A 23,424-nucleotide genomic window follows, 5' to 3' on the forward strand; every position below is an offset into this window, starting at 1 on the left:
TCCGATGCAGGCATGGGACGGAGTTACCGTGCGCTTTCTCTCCGGGGAACGCATGACAATGGCGATCGCGGAACTCGGACCGAACGTCCATGTGCCCAGGCATCGGCACGACAACGAGCAGATCGGTGCGGTGATCCAGGGATCGGCCCGATTCGTGACCGACACGGAGTCGTACGAGTTACACGTCGGAGGCACCTACCGGCTGCCGGGTGGAACCCCGCACGAAGTCACGGCGGGGGTGGACGGTGCGGTCTTCGTGGAGTGTTTCAGCCCGCCGCGTGACGACTGGGACTCGTTGCCGGAGGCGCCCAGCGGATCGTTCCGCTGGCCCATCACCCAGCGATGACCGGGCCGACTATGAAAGCGCTTGTGTGTGTCGGCCCACCAAACCTGGTGGAGTTGCGTGAGGTACGGCCCCCCTTCGCCGAACAGGGCGACGCGATCGTGCGGGTCGAGGCGGTCTCGGTCAACCGGGGGGAACTGCACCGGCTGATGTCGTCGTCCCACTTTGGCTGGCAGCCGGGGTGGGATTTCGCCGGCGTCGTGGTGCGTGCGCCTGGAGGCACGGTGCCGGCGGGCAGCCGAGTCTGCGGGTTGGTCGTCGAGGGGAGTTGGGCGGAACAGTTGACGGTGCCCACCGGGCAGATCGCCCGGATCCCGGACAACGTGAGCACTGAGGCGGCGGCGGCCCTGCCCGTGGCGGGGCTGACCGCTCTCCGGGTGCTGCGCCTCCGTGGCGACCTGGCCGGGCAATCGGTGCTGGTGCACGGGGCGGCGGGCGGCGTCGGGCGATTCGCGGTGCAGCTCGCGCGGCGTGCCGGTGCCCACGTGAGCGCCGTGGTGGGCAGCCCCGAACGCGCCCGTGGTGTCCAGCAACTCGGGGCTCACGAGGTGGTGCACGGCCTTCAAGGGCTGCGCCGGAGGTACGACCTGATCCTCGAATCGGTCGGCGGCAGCATCCTGTGCCAGAGCATCGATCTGCTGGCCCCCGGTGGCCTGATGGTCTGTTTCGGCAGCTCCTCCCAGGCGGAGACCACCCTGTCGATCGCCGACTTCTATTCCAAACAGGCAATCATCCGGGGCTTCTACCTGCTGTACGACATCGTGCGGGAAGCCCCGGCCGCTGACCTGGAGTATCTGCTCAAGCTCAGCGCCGACGGCGAACTGGTGACGGATGTGGCCGCCGTCGCCGACTGGACCGACGCGGCGTCCATCCTCAGCCGCCTGCGGGCCCGTCAGATCGCGGGTAAGGCCGTGCTGCGTACCTGCCCGCCCAGTCCACGGGCACCGGTGGGGACCGATGAGTGAAGGAACCTGGTCGGCACTCCTGCCGGCCCATGAGCAGGTTCGTGCAGAGGTCCGGACGATCGTGGACGAGGTGGTCGCACCGCAGGCCGCGGAGCTGGACCGCAGTGGCGAGTACCCCTGGGCGGCCCATCGGGCGCTTGTGGATGCCGGGCTCTATGCCCCACATCTTCCCGCCGCCTACGGCGGCCGTGACGCCGACGCGCTCACCTCGTGCCTGATCATCGAGGAGGTGGCGCGGGCGTGTGCCTCGTCGTCGCTGACCCCCAACGTGACCCGGCTGGTCAGCCTGGTGCTGCTGGCAGCGGGCAACGAACAGGTCCGGGAGCGTTACCTGCCAGCGGTGACCCGGGACGGTGCGATCCTCTCGTTCGCTCTCTCCGAGGCTGATGCCGGCAGCGACGTCTCGGCGATCTCGACGCGCGCCGTCCGTGACGGCGACTCCTACGTGCTGAACGGTGCCAAGCGTTGGATCACGAACGGCAACGTGGCCGATTTCCACCTCGTGGTGGCGGCCACGGACCCCGGACCAGCTTCGTGCTTCATGGTGCATGCGGATGATCCGGGGGTGCGGGTCGGTGCGGCCGAGGACAAGCTCGGCGTGCGCGCGTCACCGACCTGCCCGTTGTACTTCGAAGACACACGAATTCCGGCAGACCGGTTGGTCGGCCGCGAAGGGGAGGGGCTGCGGTTGGCCCTGGCCGCATTGGACCACAGCCGGATCACGATCGGTGCGCAGGCGGTCGGTGTCGCGCAGGGGGCGCTGGACTATGCGGTCCGGTACATCGAGGGACGGCGGCAGTTCGGTCGGGCCATCGCCGAGTTCCAGGGAGTCAAGTTCACCATCGCCAACATGGCGATGAAGCTGGCGGCGGCCCGTGAACTCACCTACGCGGCGGCGGCCAGGTGCGCGGCAGGTGCCGAGGACCTGCGCTTCTACGCGGCGGCGGCGAAGTGTTTCGCCTCGGACGTCGCGATGGAGGTCACCATCAGCGCCGTGCAGCTTCTCGGCGGCAACGGGTACACGCGAGCGCACCCCGTCGAGCGGATGATGCGCGACGCGAAGGTGACTCAGATATATGAGGGCTCGAATGAGATCCAGCGGCTCGTCATGGCTCGGACCCTGTTGGCCGACGCGTGATGTCGGGCCTCCCCCGGCGTTGATCAGGGATATGATGGCCGGATGCGGTCTGTGACGCGCTTGGTCAACTGCGGCGAATTCAGTGTGGACGATGTTCGGATCCGTGCCGATCATAAGGCATGGTTTCCGCCCGAGGTGCACACGGAGTATCGGCTGGTATTCATCCGTAGCGGTCTGTTCCGGCTGCGTGTGGGCGACTGGGACCTCGTGGCCGATCCCATGCTGGCTTACCTCGCGCGCCCCGGCGACCAGCAGCAGATAGCGCACCGGGTCGATGCCACCGACACGTGCACCAGCATCACCTTCTCCGCACCGTTGCTCCGCGATGTCGTCGGCACGGATGGGCTGGGTACCACTCGGCCGATGGTCACCACCGGCCGTATCGACCTGCTGCACCGGCTGCTGGTCGCCGCGGCGCGGGCAGGCACGGACGAGTTCGAGCTGCACGAGCGGGTGTCTCAGTTGCTTTACGCGATGCTGGATTCGTCCCGGGAGTCGAGTTCGCCAGCGACGGTGCCGAGTACGCTCACCGCCCGTCGGCTGGCGGACGGCGCACGGGAACTGTTGACCGATGACCCGGTCTCGCTCAGCCTGCGGGAGCTGGCGCGTGAGCTGAACTCGTCTCCGCCCTATCTGAGCAGGGTGTTCCACCGCAACGTGGGTATGTCACTCACCCGTTTCCGGAACCGCATCCGGGTCTGTCGCCTGCTCGATCGGATCGAAGCCGGCGAGCAGGGGCTGGCCAGGATCGCGGTCGAGCTCGGCTTCGCTGATCACGCCCACATGACCCGGACCGTCCGCGCCGAGTGCGGGCATCCGCCCGCCGCCCTCCGCCGAATGCTGACGACGCCAGCAGCGCGCTGAGTCGGTCATGCTTGCGGCCTTGAGGGGTGGTGCCGCGACATGTACCAGGATCGCCCCTGCGCGTCGGAGGTGGCCCGGGGTGGATCTGGTGTCGCGCCAAGAGTCAGCTTGATCCGGCCTGGCCCGACGCTGCTGCCTTCGTTGTGACCCGGTCGTTGAACTTCGCCAGGTCAATGACGTGGCGCTCGTGATGGCCGCGACAGATCAGATCGGTGTCGTCGTGGCAGGTGACTCGGAAGCGTAGCCGCCTACCGGTGACCTCGATGAGCTCAACCTCGGCCGAGACGGTCATACCGACCGGCGTGGCGGCGACATGGCTCAGGTCGACGTGGGTGCCAACGCTGTGCTGGCCGGCCGAAAGGGCGGGTGCGATCGTCTCGATGCAGGTCGCCTCGACAAACGCGACCAGATATGCCGTCGCGAACACCCGGGGCATGTCGGCGAACGCGTCGAGCGCACGGTGCACGGAGGGCACGGTGAGGCCGTCGACGATCTTCAGCTGTCCAGTCCCGGCGAGGCCGGGGCGAAGTGCCGTTCCCATGAACTTCCTCTCGCGCCGGGCGGGTCACTGCCGGCGACCACGGGCGGTGCGTCCTGCGCCGTGGACTATCTTAGCGGCGGCGGGTGGCAAACTGACATTGTGGATTCGGGTATCGAAGGCAGCGACTGGGGCGTGACTCCGGGCGCCGACAACGAGCGGCGCGAAGAACTCATCATCCGGGTCCTGGAATACTCGGCGACCCACGGGTTGTCCGACATGTCGCTACGGCCGCTGGCCACGGCCGTGGGTTCGAGCCCACGAGTCCTTCTTTACTATTTCGGATCCAAGGAGGGCCTGATTCGTGAGGTTCTGGCCCGATCCCGGGCCCGGCAGCTCGAGATTGTCGAGCAGGCCGCCAACTCCGGCGGCAATCCGATCGAGACGCTGTGGCGCTGGCTGACGGATCCTGGGCAAATAGAGATCGAGAAGCTGTTTTTTGAAGGGTGTGTCCGCTCGCTGCACGACCAGGACGGCGCCTGGCGTGACTTCGGCTCGGCGAGCGTCCAGGAGTGGCTGGCGCCGATGCGCCAGCTGGTGACTCGCACCGGAGCTGCCGGCAACACTCCCTACGCGCCGACGCTGGTGCTGGCCGCGATCCGGGGCCTCCTGCTCGATCTGTTGGCCACCCGCGACCAGGAACGGATCGAGGGAGCTTTTGAGAGCCTGATCCGACTGCTCCGGACCGAGCCGGAGGAGCCGGCCTGATCCTCTTCCTGTCTCCGGTCAGGCCAACCGCGGAGATCAGGTCAGTAGGCGTCGAGAAAGGCTCTCAGCACACGTGCGCCGAACCGCAGCGCATCGACCGGCACCCGTTCGTCGTCGGCGTGGAACTGTGCGCTGAAGTCGAAGTCCGGGGGCAGCCGCAGGGGTGTGAAGCCGTAGCAGGCCATGCCCAGCTTGGCGAAGGACTTGGCATCGCTGCCCGCAGAGAGGGTGTACGGCGCGGCCACAGCCGTGGAATCCTCGGTGCGCAACGCCCGCTCGATCGCGGTGAACACGGGATCGGTGTGCGGTAGATCGGCATTCGTCGTGGCCACTGCCGGCAGCCATCGCTCAAATTCCCACTGGACGCCACTGCCGTCGAGTAGCCGTTCCACCTCCTGCCGGAAGTCCTGCTCCAAGCCGGGTAGGAAGCGTGCGTCGATCAGTGCATCGGCGGTGGAGGGTACGACGTTCTCCTTGTAGCCGGCGTTGACGATTGTGGCGTTGTAGGTGTGCCGCAGCGAGGCGTGCAGCATTCGGGACACCGGCCCGAGAGAATCCAGCAGCTGGCGCACGGCCTCGGCGTCGCGGATGTCGGTGGGAGTTTCCCGGGCCTCGGCGATCATGTGCAGGAAGCGTTCCGTGCCGGTGGTCAGCTGGAACCGGCCGCCATCCTCGAGCCTGCGGATCGCGTGGGCGATCCGCGTGATCGGATTGTCCCCATGGATCATGCTGGCGTGCCCGCCCGCGCCGGCTGCGGTCAGCCGAATCCATGCCACCCCCTTTTCCGCCGTCTCCACCAGGTAGATCCGGCGATCGTCGCCGACCCGGACGCTGAAACCGCCCACCTCACCGATGGCGACCCGGCAGCCGCCGATGATCGACGGGTGTGACCGCACCAGGTGGCCGGCGCCGAGATTGCCGCCCGTCTCCTCGTCGGCCAGGAACGCCATGACCACGTCCCGGGCCGGGGAGTCCCCGGTGCGGCCGTAATACCGGGCGGAGGCCACCATCATCGCGGCCATGTCCTTCATGTCGACCGCACCGCGACCCCAGAGGCAGCCGTCGCGCTCCTCGCCGCCGAACGGGTCAACTGTCCATCGCCGCTCGTCCACCGGAACCACGTCGAGGTGGCAGTGCACCAGCAGCGGGTCGAGCTCGGGCCGCCGACCTGGGATGCGTACCACCACGTTTGTGCGTCCCGTCTCCGCCGCGATCACGGTCACCGGCCAACCGACCTCGGTAAGCAGGTCGGCCACGTACTCGGCGGCTGGACGCTCCACCCGGCCCGGATTGGAGGTGTCCATTCGTAGTAGGTTTCGACAGATCCCGATGACCTCGTCGAGACCGGTTGCGTCGAGCACCGGGCGACCCTCCGGCATGGCCTGTCCTGACATCACTTCCTCCGCACATTGCTGATGGCACCCACGATGACGTTGGCCGGGCCGGGACCGGCTACCGAGAGGAACTCGGGGTCGGCTCGGCGGATCCGGCCGGTGTGCCGCTCTGCTGCTCGAAGGCGACGGACGGCAGGGTGATGGAGAGCGCCGACAGGGTGGTCTGGTTCACCTCCCACGTTGCGCCGGTGGGGCGGACGAAGGGGATCGTTGCCGGGTCCTCACCCCGTACGGCGCGGGCCGCGGTTCCGGCGGCGAGGCGACCGAGTTGCGCGTAGTCGGGTCCGACAGAGGCCAGCACACCGGCCGTGGACGCATCACCGGCGGTAATGATCAGCGGCACCTTCGCGGGCATCGCGGTGCCACCGACTGCGGGCATACCGGCGATCACCGTGGTGTCGGGCGGGATGATCCACAGGTCGCTTCGCCCCACCAACGAACGAGCCGCCGCTGTGATGTCGCCGGATGAGGCGATCGTGGCCTCTACCAGGGTGATGTCGGGCCTGCTGCTAAGCGCTTGCCGGAAGCTCTCCGTCCAGATTCGAGAAGCCTCGTTGCTGGGATCGTAGATCGTCCCGATCCGGCGTGGCATCGGAGTGATCTGAACCAGTTGCGCGAGGATCTCGGGTGGTTCGATGAAGCCCAGGCTGCCGGTGACATTGCTCTGCGAGGCATCGAGACTCTTGGCGACCTTGGCCTTGACCGGATCGGTCATGGCCAGGCCAATGATCGGTTTTCTCGTCTCCATCTGGGCCAGTGCGATGATGCCCGGGGTGCCGGCAACCGCGAACAGGTCGTTGTCGGAGGATGCGAACTGCTGGGCGATGCTCTGGACGAGGCCGTGGTCGCCCTGCGCGTTCTTGAGATCGAAAACGATCTCCCGGGGGGCGAGTTCGTCCGTCAACTGGGTCTTGAACCCATCAATGATCTCATCGAGCAGTTCGGCCTGACTGAGCTGGAACAGGCCGACCTTGAGGGGCGGCTGGCCCTGGCCGTCTGTCGAATCGGCGTCGGAGGCACAGCCGGCCACCGTCAGCAGTACGACGACGGCAACGACGGTTGATATGCGGAGGCGGGGGCTACGGCGTCTGTGCATGACGAGACTCCTTCAGCGGGTGGTTCAGCGACGTTCATGGTCGAGTGGCTTCGGGTTGGCGGGCCGGTCCCAGCGGTCTGCCGGCGTGGCTCGCGGTACGGACGCAACAGGCCGGTCCGGCCGCCGGACGGTCGGCGGCTCAGCCCTGCTCCCGGACGGCGAGCGTCGATCGATCGGAGAGCACCGCCCCCTTGGCGGCGATGTCCGCGATCAGGGACTGCACGGTGAGGTCGGCCTTGGCGGAGCCCGCGTAATCGCAGACGATGCGCCCACCCGACATGACGATCAGCCGGTCACCGAGGGAGATGGCGTGCGCCATGTTGTGCGTCACCATGATGGATGTGCATCCCATCGTCGCGATGAGTTGCACCGTCAGTTGGAGCACTCGTTCCTGGGTCACCGGGTCGAGGGCCGAGAGGTGCTCGTCCAGCAGGAGGATCTGTGGATCGCAGAGGCTGGCCATCACCAGGGTCAGGCTCTGTCGCTGGCCGGCGGAGAGCAGCCCCACCGGGTCACGCAACCGGTTCTCAAGCCCGAGTTGTACCTGTGCCAACCGATCACGCATCGTGACCCGACGCCGGTTCGTCACGGCCCACTGGAGGCTTCGGCGCCGGCCCCGGTCCATAGCCAACGCCATGTTGTCCTCGATGCTCAGTTCCGCCATGGTGCCGGCGTGCGGGTTGTCGAAGACCCGTGCTATCCGACCGCTACGCCGGTAGTCCGGCAACCCGGTGACGTCCACACCATCGATGAGGACGCGACCTCCGGTCGGGCGGATCTCCCCGGATACCACACCGACCAGCGAGCTCTTACCCGCACCGTTCGAGCCGACCACGGTGATGAACTGCCCGTCCGGCATGCGCAGCGACAGATCGTCGAGGGCGGTCGTCTCGCTCGCCGTGCCCCGGTTGTACGACAGTGAGACGTCAATGAGTTCCAGCACGGGCTGTCTCCTTGGTCCGACTGCGTCGGGTGAGTCCGCTCCAGTGGCGGATGGACGAGGTCGATCCCGGGGGCAGCACCGTGCGCAGGCCACGCTCGGCCGCGAGAGCGGCAACCAGGATGATCGCTGTGACGCCCTTCAGATCGGTGGCTGGCACACCGAGCTGGAGCGCCAGAATCAGGATGAAACGGTAGGTCAGCGCGCCGACCAGCACGGCGATCACGACGCGCAGGACCTTGGATCCGGCCGGTCGCACGATTAGATCGCCAAGCAGCACCGCGCCGATCCCCGCGATCAGGGTGCCAGCACCCATGTTGACGTCTGCGAAGTTCTGACCTTGGACCACCAGGGCGCCGCTGAGGCCGGCAAGCGCATTGGCGAGGAACAATGACAGGGCGAGCATCGCGCGGTCGTTGACTCCGCAACTGCGGGCCATTCGGGCATTAACCCCGGTGGCTCGTAGTGCGAGCCCGATCCGGGTGCGGAGCAGGAGGCCGACGGCGGCCAGCACGAACAGGACGACAGTGCCTAAGATGGCGACCTTGATGAGATCGCTTGTCACCGGATCCGCGACGTCGGACGCAGCGAGGATGTTCGGCGCACCGACCAGGCTGACCGATGGTCGTTCCAGGCCGCGTAGTGCCACGCTGTAAAAGCCGATCGACATGATCAGGCCGGCCAGAATGACCGGTATTCGTAGTGCCAGGTGTAGCGCGGTGGTGATCAGGCCGAGGCAGCCTGCCGTCATCGTGGCGACCAGCAGGCCCACCGGAGCCGAGAGATCTCGCAGCACGAGACCGGTAAGCACGGTGGCGCCAATGGTGAAACTCACGTCGATCGTCAAATCGAAATCTGCCCGCAGCCGGAACACAAGGTAAATGCCCAGCACTGCGGGGACGAGGGGAAGTCCAGTGACCAAGGTGCCGAACATGAGATCGGACATCTAGCTCCTCGGGTTGGCGGCGAACGCCGAGGTCTGGTCGATTAATGATCTCGTTGAAACGACTGTTTCAACAGGAACATAGCGGCGGTGGGAGATCAATGTCAAGAATGTTCGTGCGGAGTCCGGCGGTCAGTCAATCAGATGACTGCCGGCAGGTCATGCTGAAGTCTCTGGTCGGCAACCTTGATCAGATCTGCGCAGACGATCCGGAGAATCTCGATCATTGCCAGCGCTGCCGGCGAGCGGTACCCGGCCGCCGGTATCGCCGCTCGTACCCGACGGAACAACCCGGAGGCATCCAGTGGTCGTACGGCGATGCCACGTCGTACCGCCGGTAGCGTGAGTCGTGGTACGAGGGCCACCCCCACGCCGGCGGCGACCAGGCCCTCGAGCGTCATCCGATCGTCGGTGCGCAGCACGACGGCGGGTTCGAAGCCGGCCAGCCGGCACGCCCGGGGTAGGACGTCAAGTGTCGCGCCATGCCACACGCCCTGGATCCACCGTGCCTCAGCGAGGTCGGCCAGGCGCACCCGGGGGTGCTTGGCCAGCGGGTGGCTCTCTGGTAGGCCGATGTGGAGCGGATCGTCGATGAGGTCGACCTGGTGCAGGTCATGGCGTTCGGGCTGGTTTGGCTCGAACTCGTAGACCAGGGCCAGCTCGATCTCCCGGGTGAGCAGCTTGGGGATGCACTCGTCCGGGTCGCCCTGGAAAAGCTCCAGTCGAACCCCCGGATGGCGTCGCCGGAACTCGGCGATCGCCTGCGGCACGAGATACGCCCCGGCGGTGGCGAACCAGCCGATCCGCAGCAGGCCGGAGTCGAGCGCGGCCAATGACTCCAGTGCCGCCTCGGCGATCGCCATCCGGGTCAGGATCTCCTCCGACTCCCGAACCAGCAGTCGGCCCGGCTCGGTCAGGGTGGCGCCCCGCGCTCCTCGCTCCACCAGCGTCGTATTCACCTCGCGTTCGAGTATGGCGACCTGCTGGGAGACCGCCGAAGGGGTGTAGGCCAGCGCACGTGCGGCGCCGGTAAAAGATCCGTGGCGGGCGACTTCGCAAAGAATCCTCAAACGACGGACGTCGAGCATGAAGCGATCCTTAAAGCTGCTTTTAGCGAGTGGAGCTTGTCTAAATGCTAGCGAGGTGGCTAGCATCGGGCGAGCCGCCCTGGTAACGGACTTTTTGTCCCTGGCGCGTATCCATAAGGGCTGCGGATGGCCGGGGCGTTGACGTCGGTGCTCCACGCCCGCCCATGGGGGATTTGATGATCAGCAACTCCGTGTCGTCATCACGACAGCCTCCGATCCCGCCGCATGTTGCGGACGTACCCGTGCCCGCCACGTCCGCGCAGGAGCAGCTCTGGCTGTTGCAGCAACTGGCACCAGATGCCACGGTGAACCATCTCTCCCTGGCGGTGGACATTGCCGGCCCACTCGAGATCGACGCGTTGCGCCGAGCATTGCAGGCGGTGGTCACGCGGCATGATGCGCTCCGGGCCGTTTTCCGACGGTCCGAGGGAACTCTCGTTCAGGAGATCCTGGCTGACAATCCGCACTTCACGATCTGTGACCTGGAGTCGGTCAGCCCCGACGAGCAGGATCGGCGGCTGGCGAATGTCCGAGCCGATCACCTGCGTAGGCCATTCGACCTGGCGGATGGGCCGCTGATTCGATTCGTCCTGGTTATCTTGGATCTGGACAGGTACCAGCTGTTCCTGGTGGTGCACCGGATCGTCATGGACGAGGCATCGCTCGGCATCTTCACCCGCGATCTGTTCGATTGTTACCGGAGCTTCGCGAAGCGCCGCCGGCCCGAACTTCCCGCGTTACCGTTCCGTTTCATCGATCTCGCTCACCAGGTGGCCGGGCGTGGCCCGGGCGCGGATCTCGCTTACTGGCGTCAGGTGCTGGCCGACCTGCCTGATCCGCTGGAGTTGCCGTTCACCCAGGCCCGCGGCACCGAGCTCCGTTTCGACGCGGAGGCGCTGCCGTTCCGGACGAGCGATCGGGTCATGGGCGGCGTGCGGCAACTCGCCGACCAGGAGAACACCACTCCGTACGTGGTCATGCTTACCGCGTTCGTGGTGCTCCTGCACCGGTACACCCAGAGCCGGGACATCGTCCTGGGCACGGTGCGGCTGGGTCGTTCGGTTCCGGGTGCGACGGAAGTGATCGGTGCGTTCGCCGATCTCGCAGTTCTGCGGATCGGCCTGCCGCCGGACCCGACCTGGCGCGAAGCGGTGCGGCGGGTCCGCGACGAACTGGCGGCGGTGGAGGCGCATCCGGACGTGACCTTCCAGCAGTTGGTGCAGGCGGTCCGTCCGGAGCGTCACCTCAACCTGCACCCGGTGTTCCAGATCATGGTCGCCCCGGCCCCCGCTGCCGGCCGGCATTGCGTCGATGAGGTGATCTTCGACATCGATGCCGACCACGGCGAGCAGATGCCCTACGACATCGAACTACGTATCGACACCGAGGGCGGTTTGCTCAAGGTGTCGCGCGAACTGTTCCGCCGTGCGGATGCTGAGCAGATTCTGCACCATTACACGGGGCAGTTGAAACAGTTGACCGAGGAGCCGGACACCCACCTGTCGAACCTGTCTCTGCTGACCAGCGAGGAACGGGCGGTGATCGTCCAGGACTGGAACCAGACTCGGACCGAATTCCCTTCCGACAGCACTATCCAGTCACTTTTCGATGCCTGGGCGGAGCGGACGCCGGACGCGCCCGCCCTGCACTGGCCGAACGTCGACCTGACCTACGCCGAACTGGAGATCCGCGCGAACCAACTGGCGCACCACCTGCGCGGCCTGGGGGTTGGGGTGGAAACCCGGGTGGGTCTCTACTTCGGGCACACCGCGTCCTGGGTGATCGGCGCGCTGGCCACGCTGAAGGCCGGCGGCCTCTACGTACCCCTCGATCCGACATACCCGAGCGACCGGCTCACCGCGATGTGCGAGGACGCGGACGTCAAGGTGCTTCTGCTGCACAGTGACGAGCAGGACGGGCTGGACTTCCCGGCGGCGAAGCGGGTCTTCCTGGACACTGCCGAGGCCGTGGTGGCAGGCGAACCCAGCCGTCCACCGAAGGTCGAGGTGAGCCCGGACAATCTCGCCTACATCATGTTCACGTCCGGATCGACCGGTCGCGCCAAGGCGATCGGGGTCACCCACCGCAATGTCGTTCGAACCGTATGTGAAACACCGTACGTGGATTTCCGGCCGACCGACACGGTGGGGCAGGCCTCCAACATCTCCTTCGACGCGGCCACCTTCGAGGTGTGGGGCGCGCTGCTCAACGGCGCGCGTCTGGTCGGCCTGCGCAAGGAGGACGTGCTGGATCCGGACCGCCTCAAGGCGCAGTTGCTGGCGCACCAGATCACGATCTTCTTCCTGCCCGCCGCGCTGATGAAGCACATCGTCAGCGAGAAGCCGGACACCTTCGGTTCGCTGCGATACTTCTTCTCCGGTGGCGAGCAGGCGGATCTGCACACGATTCGCCGGATGCTGCGGCACGGTCCGCCGGAGAACTTGATCAACCCGTACGGACCAACCGAGACCACCGTCTTCGCCATCGTCTACCGGTGCAACGACATGCCCGACACCGAGACGTACGTGCCCATCGGCTACCCGATTGGTAACACCACAAGTTACGTGCTCGACGAGTACCTCCAGCCGGTGCCCGTCGGCGTCGTGGGAGAACTGTTCGTCGGTGGTGACGGCGTAGCTCGCGGGTATATCGGCCAGAGCGATCTCACCGCCGACAAGTTCATCGCCGACCCGTTCAGCGATCAACCAGGTGCCCGCCTCTACCGCACCGGCGACCTGGCGCGTTACCGCGACAACGGGATGATCGACTTTCTCGGTCGGATGGACCGCCAAGTCAAGATCCGCGGTTTCCGGGTCGAGCCTGCCGAGATCGAAAACTGTCTGCTCGGCACCGGCCTGGTGCGCGAGACGTCGGTCCAGGTCGGCGTCGACCGCAGTGGTGACGAGGTGCTCGTGGCGTACGTGACGCCCATGGGCACCGAGGTCGACACCGAGCAACTACGGGAACAGGTCCGCGCCCGGCTTCCGATCTACATGGTTCCGGGTGCGTTCGTCACGCTCCCTGCGTTTCCGCTCAACGCGAACGGCAAGTTGGACATCGCGGCGCTGAAGCGTATCCAGCTCAACGAGGCGACGGGTGGCACGGCCGAGACACCGACGCCCACCGAAGCGCGCTTGCTGAAGCTGTGGCAACAGGTGCAGGGAGAGCCGATCGCGGTCTCCGCCGACATGTTCGCGGCGGGGGGCGATTCACTTGCCCTGGCCCGGTTCATCGAACGGGTCAGGGCCGAGTTCGTCATCGAGCTGCCCTACCGGGCAGTCTTCGATCATCGGACCGTGGCTGCCCTGGCCGCCGAGATCGATCGGATGCTGCCCGCAGGGCCTCCGCCGGAGGCAACGCACGACCCATCGACGCCGCCGTCGGACGAGGTCACGGGAAACGATCGGCAGCAGTTGCTGGACATCTGGCGCGAGGTACTTGAGGTACCCACCCTCGGGCCGGACGACAACTTTTTCAACAACGGCGGGCACTCGCTGAAGGTCACCCGGGTGGTGTCTCGGGTACGGACGGTCTTCGGCCGGGACGTGCCGGTCAGCCTGCTGTTCGAGAATCCGACCGTGAACACCTTCGCCGCGGCCTTGGCGGTAGTGCTGGCCGAAGGGCCGGAGTCGACCGCATCGACGGCGATCAGTCCTACGGCCACCGGTTCAGAGGACACCATCGACTCCCTGCTCAACGAGATCGAGCGGCTCTCCGAGGGCGACGTGGATCGCCTGCTCAATCCTGGAAGCTGAGCGGTCAGCCGATGCGGGACTTCGTCAAGCGGATCGACGCGATGACGCCGGAGCAGCGCCGCGCGTTACGCACCACGCTGGACACGCGAGGAGAGCAGCTCAATGTCTTCCCACTCTCCTCGGCGCAGCAACGGATGTGGTTTCTCCACCAGGTCTATCGTGACCTGCCGCTCTACACCGTGCCGTACGCGTTCTGGATCGTGGGGCGGCTAGACATCGGTGCCCTCAGCGAGGCGCTGCTCGGGTTGGTCCGGCGGCATGACGCCCTACGCACAGCGTTCTTCGACGTCGACGGGGTGCCTTACCAGACGGTGCTTCCGGACAGCGAATTCCGCCTGGCGGTGCGGCACTGGCGGCCGCAGGACGCGGCCCGGCGCGACCTGGTGGAGCGCCTCCTCGACGCCGAGGCAAGGCGCACCTTCGACCTCACCCGCGGCTCGCTGCTTTCCGCCACGATACTGACAAGCGGTGACCAGGGCGACCGGCACCTGTTGCTGCTGACCATGCATCACATCATCTGTGACGGCTGGAGCATGGGCATCATCTTCCGCGAGATCGAGGAGGGTTACACCGCCGCGATTGAGGGGAGAGAACCGGATCTCGATCCGCTGCCCGTCCGGTACGTCGACTTCGCCCGTTGGCAGGCCACCGATGCCGCTGGCGAGAGATATCAGCGACACTTGCAGTACTGGCAGGGCGAGTTGGCCGATCCGCCGGCAGCGCTGACGTTTCCGGACCGGCCGCCACCGTCGGCGACGGGCCCGTCCGTTGGTGAGCTGGAGTTGGCGTTCTGGCCTGCTTCTCTTGCCAGATCGGTGGAGGCCGTCAGCCGGGCCGAGGGCGTGACACCGTTTATCACGATGCTGGCAGTATTTGCCGATCTGCTACGTCGGCGGACCGGGGCCGACGATTTCATCGTGGGCACACCGGTGGCAAACCGGACCAGGCTTGAGGTCGAAGGGCTTGTCGGTTTCTTCGTCAACACGCTCCCGCTGCGGCTACGGCCATCCGGCGGGGAGAGTCTGCGCGAGTCGCTGCGGAAAGTGCGGTCGGTGACGCTGCGCGCTCAGACACATCAGGAAGTCCCGTTCGAGACCATCGTCGAGTCGCTCGGGGTGCCGCGTACGAGCGGCCGCAATCCCCTGTTCGAGGTCTCCTTCATCGTCCAGGACCGGGAGACGGAACTCCTTCGCCTCCCCGGGCTGGAGGTGTCGATCACCCACGGGCACAGTGGCACGGCCAAGTTCGATCTGGCTGTGGGCTTTGTGTTCCTGGCGGACGAGCTCAAGTGTTCCATCGAGTACCGGCGGTCGGTGTTTGATCGGGAGTACGTCCGTGGGCTGCTTGACGAGATGCGAGAGCATCTGGAGGCCGCGCTCGCCAACCCTGATCGACCGATGCAATTGTTGAAGGGTCGGGTGCCCCGATGATCAGGGTCGAGCGGCCAAGGGGAATGAGGGCGTTCGTCGTCATCTGGCTGGGTCAGCTGTTGTCGGCCGCCGGCACGAGAATGATCAACTTTGCGCTGGCCATCTGGGTCTGGCAACAGACCGGACGCGCCTCCGACCTCGCCGTGCTCACGCTGATGGCGTTCGCTGCCACCGTGTTGGTCAGCCCGATGGTGGGCAGCCTGGTCGACCGCGTCGGCCAGCGGACGTCAATCATCGTGAGCGACGTGGGCTCGGTGCTCACGACCGTGGTGGCGCTGGCTCTGTTCGCGACCGACACCGCCTCGTTCTGGCCGCTCGTCGCGGTAAACACGATCAGCGGAGGGTTCCTGGCATTCCAGTACCCCGCCTACTCCAAGCTCATCACGCTGCTGCTGGCCAAGGAGCAGTACACCCGCGCCAACGGGATGCTCTCGCTTGTGCGTTCGGTTCCCGCGATCTTCGCTCCCGGCATCGCCGGGCTGCTCATTGCATACTCCGGCATCTGGAGCGTGTTGTTGGTGGCCCTGGTGTCCTTCGGGGTCGCGATCCTGACGGTCCTGCTGATCGCGCTGCCGAAGCGTCCAAAGAGCGACGCTGATCCGGGCCGGGCCAGGTTCTGGGCGGATTCGATGCTCGGCTTCCGCTACCTGTACCGCCGCGCTGGCTTCCTCGGTATGCAAGCGGTCCTTTTCGTGGTGGGCCTGGTGTCCGCGATGGGTTTCATCGTGTTGACACCTCTGGTCCTCATCAAAACGGACAACAACGAGGCACTTCTCGGTGCCATCAATTCGGTCGGCGCGGTGGGCGGTGCGTTGGGTGCGTTACTGGTCAGCGTACTCAAGTCACCGTCACGCAAGATCTGGTGGATCCTGGGTGCGAGCATCGTCTTCAGCCTGTTCGGCAGGGTGCTCATGGGGTTCGGCGACGGCCTCGTGCTCTGGGCGATCGCCTGGTTCGTGTCCTGGCTGAGCGTGCCGTTCATCGAGGCGTACTCGCTCACGATCTGGCAGCAGAAGATTCCGCCCGCGGTTCAGGGGCGGGTCTTCGCGGCCATGCAATTCATCAGCCAACTCGCGTTGCTCATCGGCTTCTCGGTGACCGGCGCGTTGATCGACCGCATCTTCGAACCGCAGGCTCGGGAGGGGCGCGGGCTCGCCGAGCTGTTCGAGCCGGTGGTGGGCGCGGGCCCCGGGGCGGGAATGAAGCTGGTATTCCTGCTGTCCGGGCTACTCGGCATCGCCGCAGCTCTCTACGGCATCTTCGCGCGGAGTGTTCGCGATCTGGAGATTCTCGTGCCCGACCACAACGTTGCCGCCCCTGGCGCCCCGGACGGGGGCGCCGCCGCCTCGGAGCCCGGCACCGGGGAGACGGTCAGCCCGACCGTGGATACGGCCGGGGCCGAGCGTGAGGCGGCGAGCTTGACTGGCGTGCCGTCGACCGTTTCCACAGCAGATGATGAAAGGCGCAATGAGCGATGAGCATCGATGAGCCGTACTACCGCATCGTCGTCAACGACGAGGAGCAGCTCTCGCTCTGGCCACTCCACAAGGAACCAGCGGTCGGCTGGCGGGACATTGGAACGGCCGGCAGCCGTGGCGAGTGTCTGGCGGAGATCAGACGGATCTGGACCGATCTCCGTCCGAAGAGCCTGCGCGTTTAGTCGTGGTGAGAGCGGGAGGCATGTACGGACACTCGCTGAACGGGATCGGTGGCCTGCACGTCCTGCGATCCGGCGGCTCACCTCATCTGCACCTGGTGCACCCGGGTGGCGGTGGCATCGTTGCCTATCAGGGCTTGGCCGCTGCACTACCACAGGGGTGGACCGTCACGGCCTCCGACGACACGGGCCAGGGCGATTCGGTCGAGTGGTTGGCCGGCACCTACCTCCGCGAGCTACTTGGCCGCTCGTACCTGCCTGACCTCCTCGGCGGATGGTCACTTGGCGGCCTGGTCGCGTTTCAGGTAGCACGACTCCTGGCCGCCGCCCGCCGCCCGCCGCCACCGTTGGTGCTGTTGGACACCCCACCGCCCGGCACCAGCGGCACGATGCCCGACCGGGCGCGCATGAATCTCGAGTTCGTCGGGATGCTGTGGTCTTCCCTCGGACTGCCGGTCGATCGCGCTCCGCAGCGGCTCGATGGCGATGACGAGGCGGCGATGCGGGTGTTGGCGGAGGCGTTGCGAAGCGCTGGCGAGGCGTTGGAGAAGGAATTTCTGCTGAGCCGGCTCAACACCTATCGGCGCCACCGGCGGGCCTTGGTCAGCTACGCTCCGGCGACGCCGATCGCCACGCCCAGTCTTATCATCCGTGGCGCTCTGCGCGAGGATGTGGTGCTCGGCTGGCGTAGGTTGTTGGAAGTGGACCCGACCGTGGTGGCGATTCCCGGCGGACACTACAACCTCCTCGCGCCCGCCAACCTCCCTATGGTCGCCAGCCTGATCTGTGAACTGTCGGCCCGCGAACGCTGATCCAGGAGACCTGTCCACAGGCGATCTTGTAGACGTGCAACCCGATGTCGCGTACCGCCTTTGTGGAACTCAGACCGCAGGCGTGAAGAAATATGAGCGGCGAACCGCGACTAGCCCGTCGGTGAAGCGGTAGATCTCGGCGAACTGGAGGTCGAACGCGACTCCAGTGACGAGCCTACCGACCACCTGACCCCACGCCGCGCCGCTTTCCGCTACCCGCAGAACCTCGTCGAGTGTGTGGTGGGACTCAACGATGGCGCGTTCGTCACGGTAGAACCGCATGAGCCGGTCCAGGCCGACCAATGGCTCATAACCCGGCCGTTCGTAGATCACCTCCGGATGGAAGCACGTGGCCAGTTCCGTCCAGTCGGCTTGGTCGATCTGGTGGAACATCCGCGATATCAGCGTATCTGCCATGCGTATCCTGCACCTCGTTCTGTCAACTCGGATCGACGAGCTCAGTGGTGGCCCCGGATGTCAGGCGAGGCCGGCCTTGGCGGCGCGGCGGACCGCATCCGTGCGCGAGGTGGCACCCAACTTGGCGTATATGTTGGTCAAATGGCGCTTGACGGTGCCCTCGGCGATGAACAGCTTGCTGGCTATCTCCGAGTTGCGTAATCCGTCGGAGACGAGGGTCAGGACTTCGATCTCGCGGTCAGAGAGCATCGGATCGCTGCCTGCCCTCAAACGGTTCATGGTTTGCCGTGAAACTGACAGGACAATTCTGTCGCGATTTCGGTCTATCACTCTTATTGTGGTCACCAGTTCCTCTAGGGTGGTGCTTTTGAGTATGTAGGCGTCCGCGCCCGATGATAATAGGTGCTTGACTCGGCGAGGATCGTCGCGGGTGGCGAGTATGACTATTTTCGACAACGGCGCGGCGTTGAGGAGAGCGCGGAGATCCTCGACGGCGGTCGGACTCGCCGCGTCGGTGCCCACGAGGAGCACGTCGGGTCTGTAGTGCCGCACTATTCCCACGGCCTCATTTCCCACGGCCGCCTTGGCGAGCACCCGTATGTCGGGCTCTGTCTCCAGCAGGTTGGCCAGTCCTTCCCGAAACAGCCCCTGCTCGTCCACGATCACCACGGTTATCGGTGCACCTGTGCTTGAACGTACTTCGGTCGGGTCCGGCTTGATGGTCATCTCATGGTCGGATGGGATCGTCTTTGTGCCTTTCTGGATCACAGGTTCTCCGTCCCCGTGTAGATCAACATGCGGAGCGGCTTCCCGCTCCCTTCTGGCTGCGCAGGTGCAGGACGAGTCACACATACCGGGAGGTCAGTACGCTGGCCCGGCCAACCTGAGAGGCGGATGCGCTGAATGGGTGCGCCGGTACCGACCGTCGGCAGTCACGATCAATCCTGTCAATGAATCCGCCACGCGATCTCCAAAAGGGTCGACGGGGGTGGCCCGCAGGCGGGCGCGAAATCGCGAGCCTCGCCTCCAAAGTCATAATGCGGTGAGCGCAACGGGAAGTAAAGTCTCTTCCCAGGGGTTGCCGGCGGGGCTATGGGTAACTGCGCAGAAGGTCGTAGACGGCCGTCTACGGTGGTTCCAGAATTAGACTTCTGATCATTGTGTCGGTGCTGCTATCATCCGGATCCGGCGATGCCGAGTCTGGCGTACACCTGACCGCCCAGCCGGGACGTCTCCCGCGCCCTGGGCTGCCGATGATCGGCGGGCCGACCCTGTTCGCCCGCGGATTGAGGCACGTCAACTTCCGGGGTGCAGAAGGGCACGAGCACCCTGGCTGGCGGCGAGCACGACGGTGCGGTGCCGCAGTGGTCGTGCGCCCTACCTGCTGACCCTGGTCGCTGGCGAGTGGCGAACGGTTCGGCTGCTCGGCCGGGGCCAATCACCGGTGTCGCGCTGCTGCGTCGACCTGGTGTTCGGTACGCCTGCGGCATTCCATCATTGTCGACTGTCACCTCGGCGCGTTGGCCATGCGGACGGTGATCTTCGTTCAGTTGCGTCGCGAGATCCAGGCCGCAGTGCGTGAGCGGATACTGAACCGGGGTCAGCGCCGCATGGCCCGACACTGTCAATCGTCGCAGGATGAGTCACCGAGCAAGGTCTTGTCGCAACTCCATTCTCCGGAGCGCACCCGCTTGCCTTCGGGATATCCGGCCCACGAATTGTTGGTCGCAGGGTTGATGGTGAACGGGTGTTGGTGCCCTGGTCTCCATGGGTGACCGAACTGGGCGTCGCTTGGCGACGAAATCGGGCGGCGCGAAGTCGGCTACCCCATCCTGGGTCATTTGGTCGAATCTCCGGAGCGGTCTGAGATTCATATCGATTTGGTCCGCGCGGCGGCTGAGAAGCCATCGGTACCGGCCCCGAACTGGTGCACTCTGCGGACCAGTCCCTTTCGGAAAGGGAAGCGATGAATCGTCACCTGACCGCAGCGACCCGCCTGGTCGCCGGGCCGCTGGCCGCCCTGGCCGACACGATCCTGAGCGCGGTCGCCGCCCCGGCGCCGGCCCGGGTCGACAAGTCGACCGCCGCCGGTACGCCGGGTGCGGCCGGACGACCGGTGAATCCCGTGGTCCGGCGGGACCAGCGAACCCCAGGATCCTCGGCTGGGCTCAGGGGCTGGTCAGCAGACCCGGTTCGGGCCGGTGACGCCGTCGGGGCCGGCCCGCTCGACGGCGGCCAGGTTGGCGACCGTGGTGGTGGCGATGCTGTGCAGCCCGTCCGAGGTGAAGAACGCCTGATGCCCGGTGATCAGCACGTTGGGGAACGTGGTGAGTCGGGCGAACTCGTCGTCACCGAGGACCCGGTCGGACAGGTCCTCGAAGAACAGGTCGGTCTCCTCCTCGTACACGTCGAGGCCGAGGTAGCCGATCTGGCCGCTCTTCAGCCCGTCGATCACGGCCCGGGTGTCCACAAGCGAACCCCGGCCGGTGTTGATCAGCATCACGCCCTCGCGGAGCAGTTTGATCCGGTCGTTGTCGATCAGGTGGCGGGTGTCCGGAGTGAGCGGGCAGTGCAGGGTGACGATGTCCGACTCGGCGAGCAGGCGCTCCAGTGGGACGTACTCGGCCCCGGCCGCGGTCGCCGCGTCGTTGTGCTGCGGGTCGCTGGCGAGCACCCGGCAACCGAAGCCGCGCATGATCTGGGCGACGCAGACGCCGATCCGCCCGGTGCCGACGATGCCGACGGTCCGGCCGTGCAGGTCGAAACCGAGCAGGCCGGTCAGGGCGAAGTTGTGTTCGCGTACCCGGTTGTAGGCGCGGTGGATCCGGCGATTGAGGGCGAGGATCAAGCCGACGGTGTGTTCGGCGACGGCGTGCGGCGAATACTCCGGCACGCGTACCACGGTCAGGTTGAGCCGCCGGGCAGCGGCCACGTCGACGTTGTTGAAGCCGGCGGCGCGCAGTGCGACCACCTTGACGCCGACCTCGGCGAGCTGGTCGAGCACCGGTGCGCTCAGATCGTCGTTGACGAAGGCGCAGACCGCGTCGCTTCCCTCCGCCAGTCGCGCGGTCTGCGGCGTGAGCCGGGGCTCCAGGAAGACCAGATCATGCTCGCCCGACTCGTTGGCAGCAGTGAGGAAGCTCCGGTCGTACGGCTTGGTGCTGAACACTGACACGCGCATCGTGCACCTCCACTGTCACCGTACGAATGATTCGGTGGACCCGGCCAGGGTCCATCGGCCCGTCACCCGATGGCTGGCGACTCGACCCCCCACATCGAACTGTTTGCCGTTGTCGTCCGTACTGCTGCGCGGGAGGTCGCCACAATCATGACCGTACGTCGAGTCCTTCTCGTCCTGCTGGCCGCTGCCGGCGCGACGACGACCGGCGCGCTGCCCGCCTTCGCGCACGGTGCACCCACGTACCCCGTCAGCCGGTCGGCGGCCTGTGCGCCGGATGGCGAGCACGTGGACACGCCGGCCTGCCGGGCCGCGCTCAGCGCGGGTGCCGCGCTGCGCGAGTGGGACAACATCCGGGTGTACGGGGTCAACGGCCGGGATCGGGAGCGGATCCCGGACGACGAGCTGTGCAGCGGTGGCCTCTCCGCGTACCGGGGGCTGGATCTGCCGCGTACCGACTGGCCCACCACGCGGCTGACGGCGGGTGCCGAGTTGGCGGTCCGCTACCGGACCACGATCCCGCACAAGGGCACCTTCCGGCTCTACGTCACTCGCGCCGGCTACACCCCGAACAGCAAACTGACCTGGGCGGACCTGGAGACCGTGCCGTTCCTGCGGGTCACCGACCCACCGATCCGTGACGGGGCGTACCAGATGTCCGGGCGGTTGCCGGCCGACCGGACCGGCCGGCACGTCATCTACACGATCTGGCAGACCTCCGACAGCGCCGACACCTACTATTCCTGCTCCGACGTGAACGTGCTCTCCCCGGGCGAGACGATCGAGGAACCGGCCGACGTGGCGCCGCCGGCCAGTCAGCCCGAGGACGACCAGGTAGCACCGGGCGGCGAGGCATCGGGGGGCGGCGAGGCAGCGGCGGGCGGTGACGCGGCGACCGGCGTCGAGGTGGCGGCAGGGGTGGCGAGCAACGTGCCGGTGGCCTCGGTGACCGCCCTGGACGGCCGGCGCTGGCCGCTGTACGCCGGCGGCGCACTCGGCGTACTGCTGATGATGCTGGTCGGCAGGTGGCTACGCGGGTCCCGCAGCGGGCCACCGCCCGGCCGACCCTGCACGGTACGCAACCACCGGGCCAACCCCCGTACCTGGTAACGGGCGACAGCGCAGCGGTCGAGCGCGGCGAGAGGTAGCGTCGGTGTCATGCGTTACGTGCGGCTCGACACTCCGAAGCCAATGTCCAAGATCGGCCTCGGCACCTGGCAGTTCGGCTCGCGCGAGTGGGGTTACGGCCAGGATTACGAACGGTTGGCGACGGACATCGTCCGGCGCGCCGTCGAGCTGGGCGTCACCGTGTTCGACACCGCCGAGATCTACGGCCTCGGCCGCAGCGAGCGGATCCTGGGCGCCGCGCTGGCACCGCACCGGGACAAGGTGGTCGTCGCCACGAAGATCCTTCCGGTGCTGCCGGTCGCGGCGGTGGTGCAGCAGCGGGCGGTCGCCTCGGCGGCCCGGCTCGGCGTCACCAGCATCGACCTCTATCAGCTGCACCAGCACAATCCGCTTGTCGCCGACAGCACCACGATGCGCGGGATGCGCGTGTTGCAGGACATCGGCCTGGTCGGTGAGGTCGGGGTCAGCAACTACAGCCTGCGTCGCTGGCAGGTCGCCGAGGCTGCGCTGGGCCGGCGGGTGCTGAGCAACCAGGTCCGCTACAGCCTGCTCGACCGTAAGCCGGAGGAGGACCTGCTGCCGTACGCGGAGCAGGCTGGCCGGTTGGTCATCGCGTACAGCCCGCTGGCCCAGGGCTTCCTCTCCGGGCGGTACGACGCGCACCACCCGCCGACGGGCGCGATCCGCCGGGCCAACCCGTACTTCCTGCCGGAGAACCTGGCCCGGGGCGCCGCACTGATCGAGACGCTGCGCCAGGTGGCCGCCGCACACGATGCCACGCCGAGCCAGATCGCCCTGGCGTACGTGCTGCACCACCCGAACGTGGTGGCCATTCCGGGTGCGTCAAGCGTTGAGCAGATGGAGCGGAACGCCGCCGCCGCAGAGATCGACCTGACCGAGGACGAGTACGCCGCGCTGGTGAACGCGGCGCGGGCGGTCCGCCCGGTCACCGGGCTGGCCGCGGTGCCGAAGCTGATCCGGGCCCGCACCGGGCGATGACCTCGCGGGCCGGACCGACTCGGCCGGACGC

The 23,424-nt window shown here is 66.6% G+C and carries 21 protein-coding genes; 12 read left to right on the top strand and 9 right to left on the bottom strand.

Annotated elements, in window-relative coordinates:
• Positions 1–28 precede the first annotated feature (28 nt).
• The 4 genes from QQG74_RS05460 to QQG74_RS05475 are packed head-to-tail and all read left to right on the top strand — an operon-like array spanning position 29 to position 3,310.
• The gene (locus tag QQG74_RS05460; protein WP_341719192.1) at positions 29–346 is read left to right on the top strand and encodes a cupin domain-containing protein; all 318 of its coding nucleotides are present in this window, start codon (positions 29–31) and stop codon (positions 344–346) included.
• The gene (locus tag QQG74_RS05465) at positions 343–1,308 is read left to right on the top strand and encodes a zinc-binding dehydrogenase (RefSeq protein ID WP_341719193.1); all 966 of its coding nucleotides are present in this window, start codon (positions 343–345) and stop codon (positions 1,306–1,308) included. Before QQG74_RS05460 ends, QQG74_RS05465 begins: the two co-directional genes overlap by 4 nt.
• Positions 1,301–2,446 carry an acyl-CoA dehydrogenase family protein gene (locus tag QQG74_RS05470; protein WP_341719194.1) on the top strand — a complete coding sequence of 382 codons (1,146 nt, stop codon included), beginning with the start codon at positions 1,301–1,303 and terminating at the stop codon, positions 2,444–2,446. The genes QQG74_RS05465 and QQG74_RS05470 overlap by 8 nt, the downstream gene beginning before the upstream one ends.
• Before the next feature lie 42 nt (positions 2,447–2,488).
• On the top strand, positions 2,489–3,310 hold the full coding sequence (locus QQG74_RS05475) for an AraC family transcriptional regulator (protein WP_341719195.1): 822 nt from the start codon (positions 2,489–2,491) through the stop codon (positions 3,308–3,310).
• A gap of 103 nt (positions 3,311–3,413) precedes the next feature.
• Here QQG74_RS05475 and QQG74_RS05480 read toward each other — a convergent pair whose 3' ends face one another.
• Positions 3,414–3,776 carry a thioesterase family protein gene (locus tag QQG74_RS05480; protein ID WP_341719196.1) on the bottom strand — a complete coding sequence of 121 codons (363 nt, stop codon included), beginning with the start codon at positions 3,774–3,776 and terminating at the stop codon, positions 3,414–3,416.
• Positions 3,777–3,950: 174 nt separating this feature from the next.
• Here QQG74_RS05480 and QQG74_RS05485 point away from each other — a divergent pair, with 174 nt between their 5' ends.
• The gene (locus tag QQG74_RS05485) at positions 3,951–4,556 is read left to right on the top strand and encodes a TetR/AcrR family transcriptional regulator (RefSeq protein WP_341719197.1); all 606 of its coding nucleotides are present in this window, start codon (positions 3,951–3,953) and stop codon (positions 4,554–4,556) included.
• A gap of 41 nt (positions 4,557–4,597) precedes the next feature.
• On the opposite strand, the gene QQG74_RS05490 is transcribed toward QQG74_RS05485, so the two are convergent.
• The 5 genes from QQG74_RS05490 to QQG74_RS05510 form a co-directional block, all read right to left on the bottom strand.
• Positions 4,598–5,935 (bottom strand): M20/M25/M40 family metallo-hydrolase, encoded by a 1,338-nt coding sequence (locus QQG74_RS05490; RefSeq protein ID WP_341719198.1) that lies wholly within the window; start codon positions 5,933–5,935, stop codon positions 4,598–4,600.
• A 73-nt stretch (positions 5,936–6,008) separates the two neighbouring features.
• Positions 6,009–7,046 (bottom strand): ABC transporter substrate-binding protein, encoded by a 1,038-nt coding sequence (locus QQG74_RS05495; protein ID WP_341719199.1) that lies wholly within the window; start codon positions 7,044–7,046, stop codon positions 6,009–6,011.
• 139 nt (positions 7,047–7,185) lie between these two features.
• Positions 7,186–7,989 carry an ATP-binding cassette domain-containing protein gene (locus QQG74_RS05500; RefSeq protein ID WP_341719200.1) on the bottom strand — a complete coding sequence of 268 codons (804 nt, stop codon included), beginning with the start codon at positions 7,987–7,989 and terminating at the stop codon, positions 7,186–7,188.
• On the bottom strand, positions 7,973–8,932 hold the full coding sequence (locus QQG74_RS05505; RefSeq protein WP_341719201.1) for a hypothetical protein: 960 nt from the start codon (positions 8,930–8,932) through the stop codon (positions 7,973–7,975). Before QQG74_RS05505 ends, QQG74_RS05500 begins: the two co-directional genes overlap by 17 nt.
• A 137-nt stretch (positions 8,933–9,069) precedes the next feature.
• Positions 9,070–10,083 (bottom strand): LysR family transcriptional regulator, encoded by a 1,014-nt coding sequence (locus QQG74_RS05510; protein WP_341719202.1) that lies wholly within the window; start codon positions 10,081–10,083, stop codon positions 9,070–9,072.
• A 110-nt stretch (positions 10,084–10,193) separates the two neighbouring features.
• Between QQG74_RS05510 and QQG74_RS05515 the strand changes: the two genes are divergently transcribed.
• From QQG74_RS05515 to QQG74_RS05535, 5 genes are read left to right on the top strand one after another with little or no spacing between them, the layout of a single operon-like run.
• Positions 10,194–13,772 (top strand): amino acid adenylation domain-containing protein, encoded by a 3,579-nt coding sequence (locus QQG74_RS05515; RefSeq protein ID WP_341719203.1) that lies wholly within the window; start codon positions 10,194–10,196, stop codon positions 13,770–13,772.
• A 41-nt stretch (positions 13,773–13,813) separates the two neighbouring features.
• A complete protein-coding gene (locus QQG74_RS05520) occupies positions 13,814–15,202 on the top strand; it encodes a condensation domain-containing protein (protein WP_341719204.1) in 1,389 nt (462 codons plus the stop codon).
• Positions 15,199–16,680, top strand: coding sequence for an MFS transporter (locus QQG74_RS05525; RefSeq protein WP_341719205.1), 1,482 nt, complete (start codon positions 15,199–15,201; stop codon positions 16,678–16,680). The genes QQG74_RS05520 and QQG74_RS05525 overlap by 4 nt, the downstream gene beginning before the upstream one ends.
• Positions 16,677–16,862: an MbtH family NRPS accessory protein gene (locus QQG74_RS05530; protein WP_341719206.1), complete on the top strand. Its 186-nt coding sequence runs from the start codon at positions 16,677–16,679 to the stop codon at positions 16,860–16,862. The genes QQG74_RS05525 and QQG74_RS05530 overlap by 4 nt, the downstream gene beginning before the upstream one ends.
• Positions 16,863–16,882: 20 nt before the next feature.
• Positions 16,883–17,671 (top strand): alpha/beta fold hydrolase, encoded by a 789-nt coding sequence (locus QQG74_RS05535; RefSeq protein WP_341719207.1) that lies wholly within the window; start codon positions 16,883–16,885, stop codon positions 17,669–17,671.
• Positions 17,672–17,740: 69 nt separating this feature from the next.
• Here QQG74_RS05535 and QQG74_RS05540 read toward each other — a convergent pair whose 3' ends face one another.
• The 3 genes from QQG74_RS05540 to QQG74_RS05550 all read right to left on the bottom strand — a co-directional run bounded on the left by QQG74_RS05540 (position 17,741) and on the right by QQG74_RS05550 (position 21,269).
• On the bottom strand, positions 17,741–18,088 hold the full coding sequence (locus QQG74_RS05540; RefSeq protein WP_341719208.1) for a nuclear transport factor 2 family protein: 348 nt from the start codon (positions 18,086–18,088) through the stop codon (positions 17,741–17,743).
• 60 nt (positions 18,089–18,148) lie between these two features.
• Positions 18,149–18,856 (bottom strand): response regulator transcription factor, encoded by a 708-nt coding sequence (locus QQG74_RS05545; RefSeq protein WP_341719209.1) that lies wholly within the window; start codon positions 18,854–18,856, stop codon positions 18,149–18,151.
• A 1,411-nt stretch (positions 18,857–20,267) separates the two neighbouring features.
• Positions 20,268–21,269 carry a 2-hydroxyacid dehydrogenase gene (locus QQG74_RS05550; protein ID WP_341719210.1) on the bottom strand — a complete coding sequence of 334 codons (1,002 nt, stop codon included), beginning with the start codon at positions 21,267–21,269 and terminating at the stop codon, positions 20,268–20,270.
• Between the two features lie 147 nt (positions 21,270–21,416).
• Here QQG74_RS05550 and QQG74_RS05555 point away from each other — a divergent pair, with 147 nt between their 5' ends.
• Together QQG74_RS05555 and QQG74_RS05560 are read left to right on the top strand one after the other, a co-directional pair.
• Positions 21,417–22,376, top strand: coding sequence for a lytic polysaccharide monooxygenase (locus QQG74_RS05555; RefSeq protein WP_341719211.1), 960 nt, complete (start codon positions 21,417–21,419; stop codon positions 22,374–22,376).
• Between the two features lie 48 nt (positions 22,377–22,424).
• Complete coding sequence (locus QQG74_RS05560; protein ID WP_341719212.1) at positions 22,425–23,393, top strand: aldo/keto reductase; 969 nt, start codon at positions 22,425–22,427, stop codon at positions 23,391–23,393.
• Positions 23,394–23,424: the final 31 nt, after the last annotated feature.

The organism is Micromonospora sp. FIMYZ51 (genome assembly GCF_038246755.1).
Lineage (GTDB): Bacteria > Actinomycetota > Actinomycetes > Mycobacteriales > Micromonosporaceae > Micromonospora.

Excerpts from the sequence above, each read along its gene's own strand:
- QQG74_RS05465 (WP_341719193.1), top strand. The coding sequence starts at position 343 with ATGACCGGGCCGACTATGAAAGCGCTTGTGTGTGTCGGCCCACCAAAC.
- QQG74_RS05470 (WP_341719194.1), top strand. The coding sequence starts at position 1,301 with ATGAGTGAAGGAACCTGGTCGGCACTCCTGCCGGCCCATGAGCAGGTT.
- QQG74_RS05475 (WP_341719195.1), top strand. The coding sequence starts at position 2,489 with ATGCGGTCTGTGACGCGCTTGGTCAACTGCGGCGAATTCAGTGTGGAC.
- QQG74_RS05490 (WP_341719198.1), bottom strand. The coding sequence starts at position 5,935 with ATGCCGGAGGGTCGCCCGGTGCTCGACGCAACCGGTCTCGACGAGGTC.
- QQG74_RS05495 (WP_341719199.1), bottom strand. The coding sequence starts at position 7,046 with ATGCACAGACGCCGTAGCCCCCGCCTCCGCATATCAACCGTCGTTGCC.
- QQG74_RS05505 (WP_341719201.1), bottom strand. The coding sequence starts at position 8,932 with ATGTCCGATCTCATGTTCGGCACCTTGGTCACTGGACTTCCCCTCGTC.
- QQG74_RS05510 (WP_341719202.1), bottom strand. The coding sequence starts at position 10,083 with ATGCTAGCCACCTCGCTAGCATTTAGACAAGCTCCACTCGCTAAAAGC.
- QQG74_RS05515 (WP_341719203.1), top strand. The coding sequence starts at position 10,194 with ATGATCAGCAACTCCGTGTCGTCATCACGACAGCCTCCGATCCCGCCG.
- QQG74_RS05520 (WP_341719204.1), top strand. The coding sequence starts at position 13,814 with ATGACGCCGGAGCAGCGCCGCGCGTTACGCACCACGCTGGACACGCGA.
- QQG74_RS05525 (WP_341719205.1), top strand. The coding sequence starts at position 15,199 with ATGATCAGGGTCGAGCGGCCAAGGGGAATGAGGGCGTTCGTCGTCATC.
- QQG74_RS05530 (WP_341719206.1), top strand. The coding sequence starts at position 16,677 with ATGAGCATCGATGAGCCGTACTACCGCATCGTCGTCAACGACGAGGAG.
- QQG74_RS05535 (WP_341719207.1), top strand. The coding sequence starts at position 16,883 with ATGTACGGACACTCGCTGAACGGGATCGGTGGCCTGCACGTCCTGCGA.
- QQG74_RS05540 (WP_341719208.1), bottom strand. The coding sequence starts at position 18,088 with ATGGCAGATACGCTGATATCGCGGATGTTCCACCAGATCGACCAAGCC.
- QQG74_RS05550 (WP_341719210.1), bottom strand. The coding sequence starts at position 21,269 with ATGCGCGTGTCAGTGTTCAGCACCAAGCCGTACGACCGGAGCTTCCTC.
- QQG74_RS05555 (WP_341719211.1), top strand. The coding sequence starts at position 21,417 with ATGACCGTACGTCGAGTCCTTCTCGTCCTGCTGGCCGCTGCCGGCGCG.
- QQG74_RS05560 (WP_341719212.1), top strand. The coding sequence starts at position 22,425 with ATGCGTTACGTGCGGCTCGACACTCCGAAGCCAATGTCCAAGATCGGC.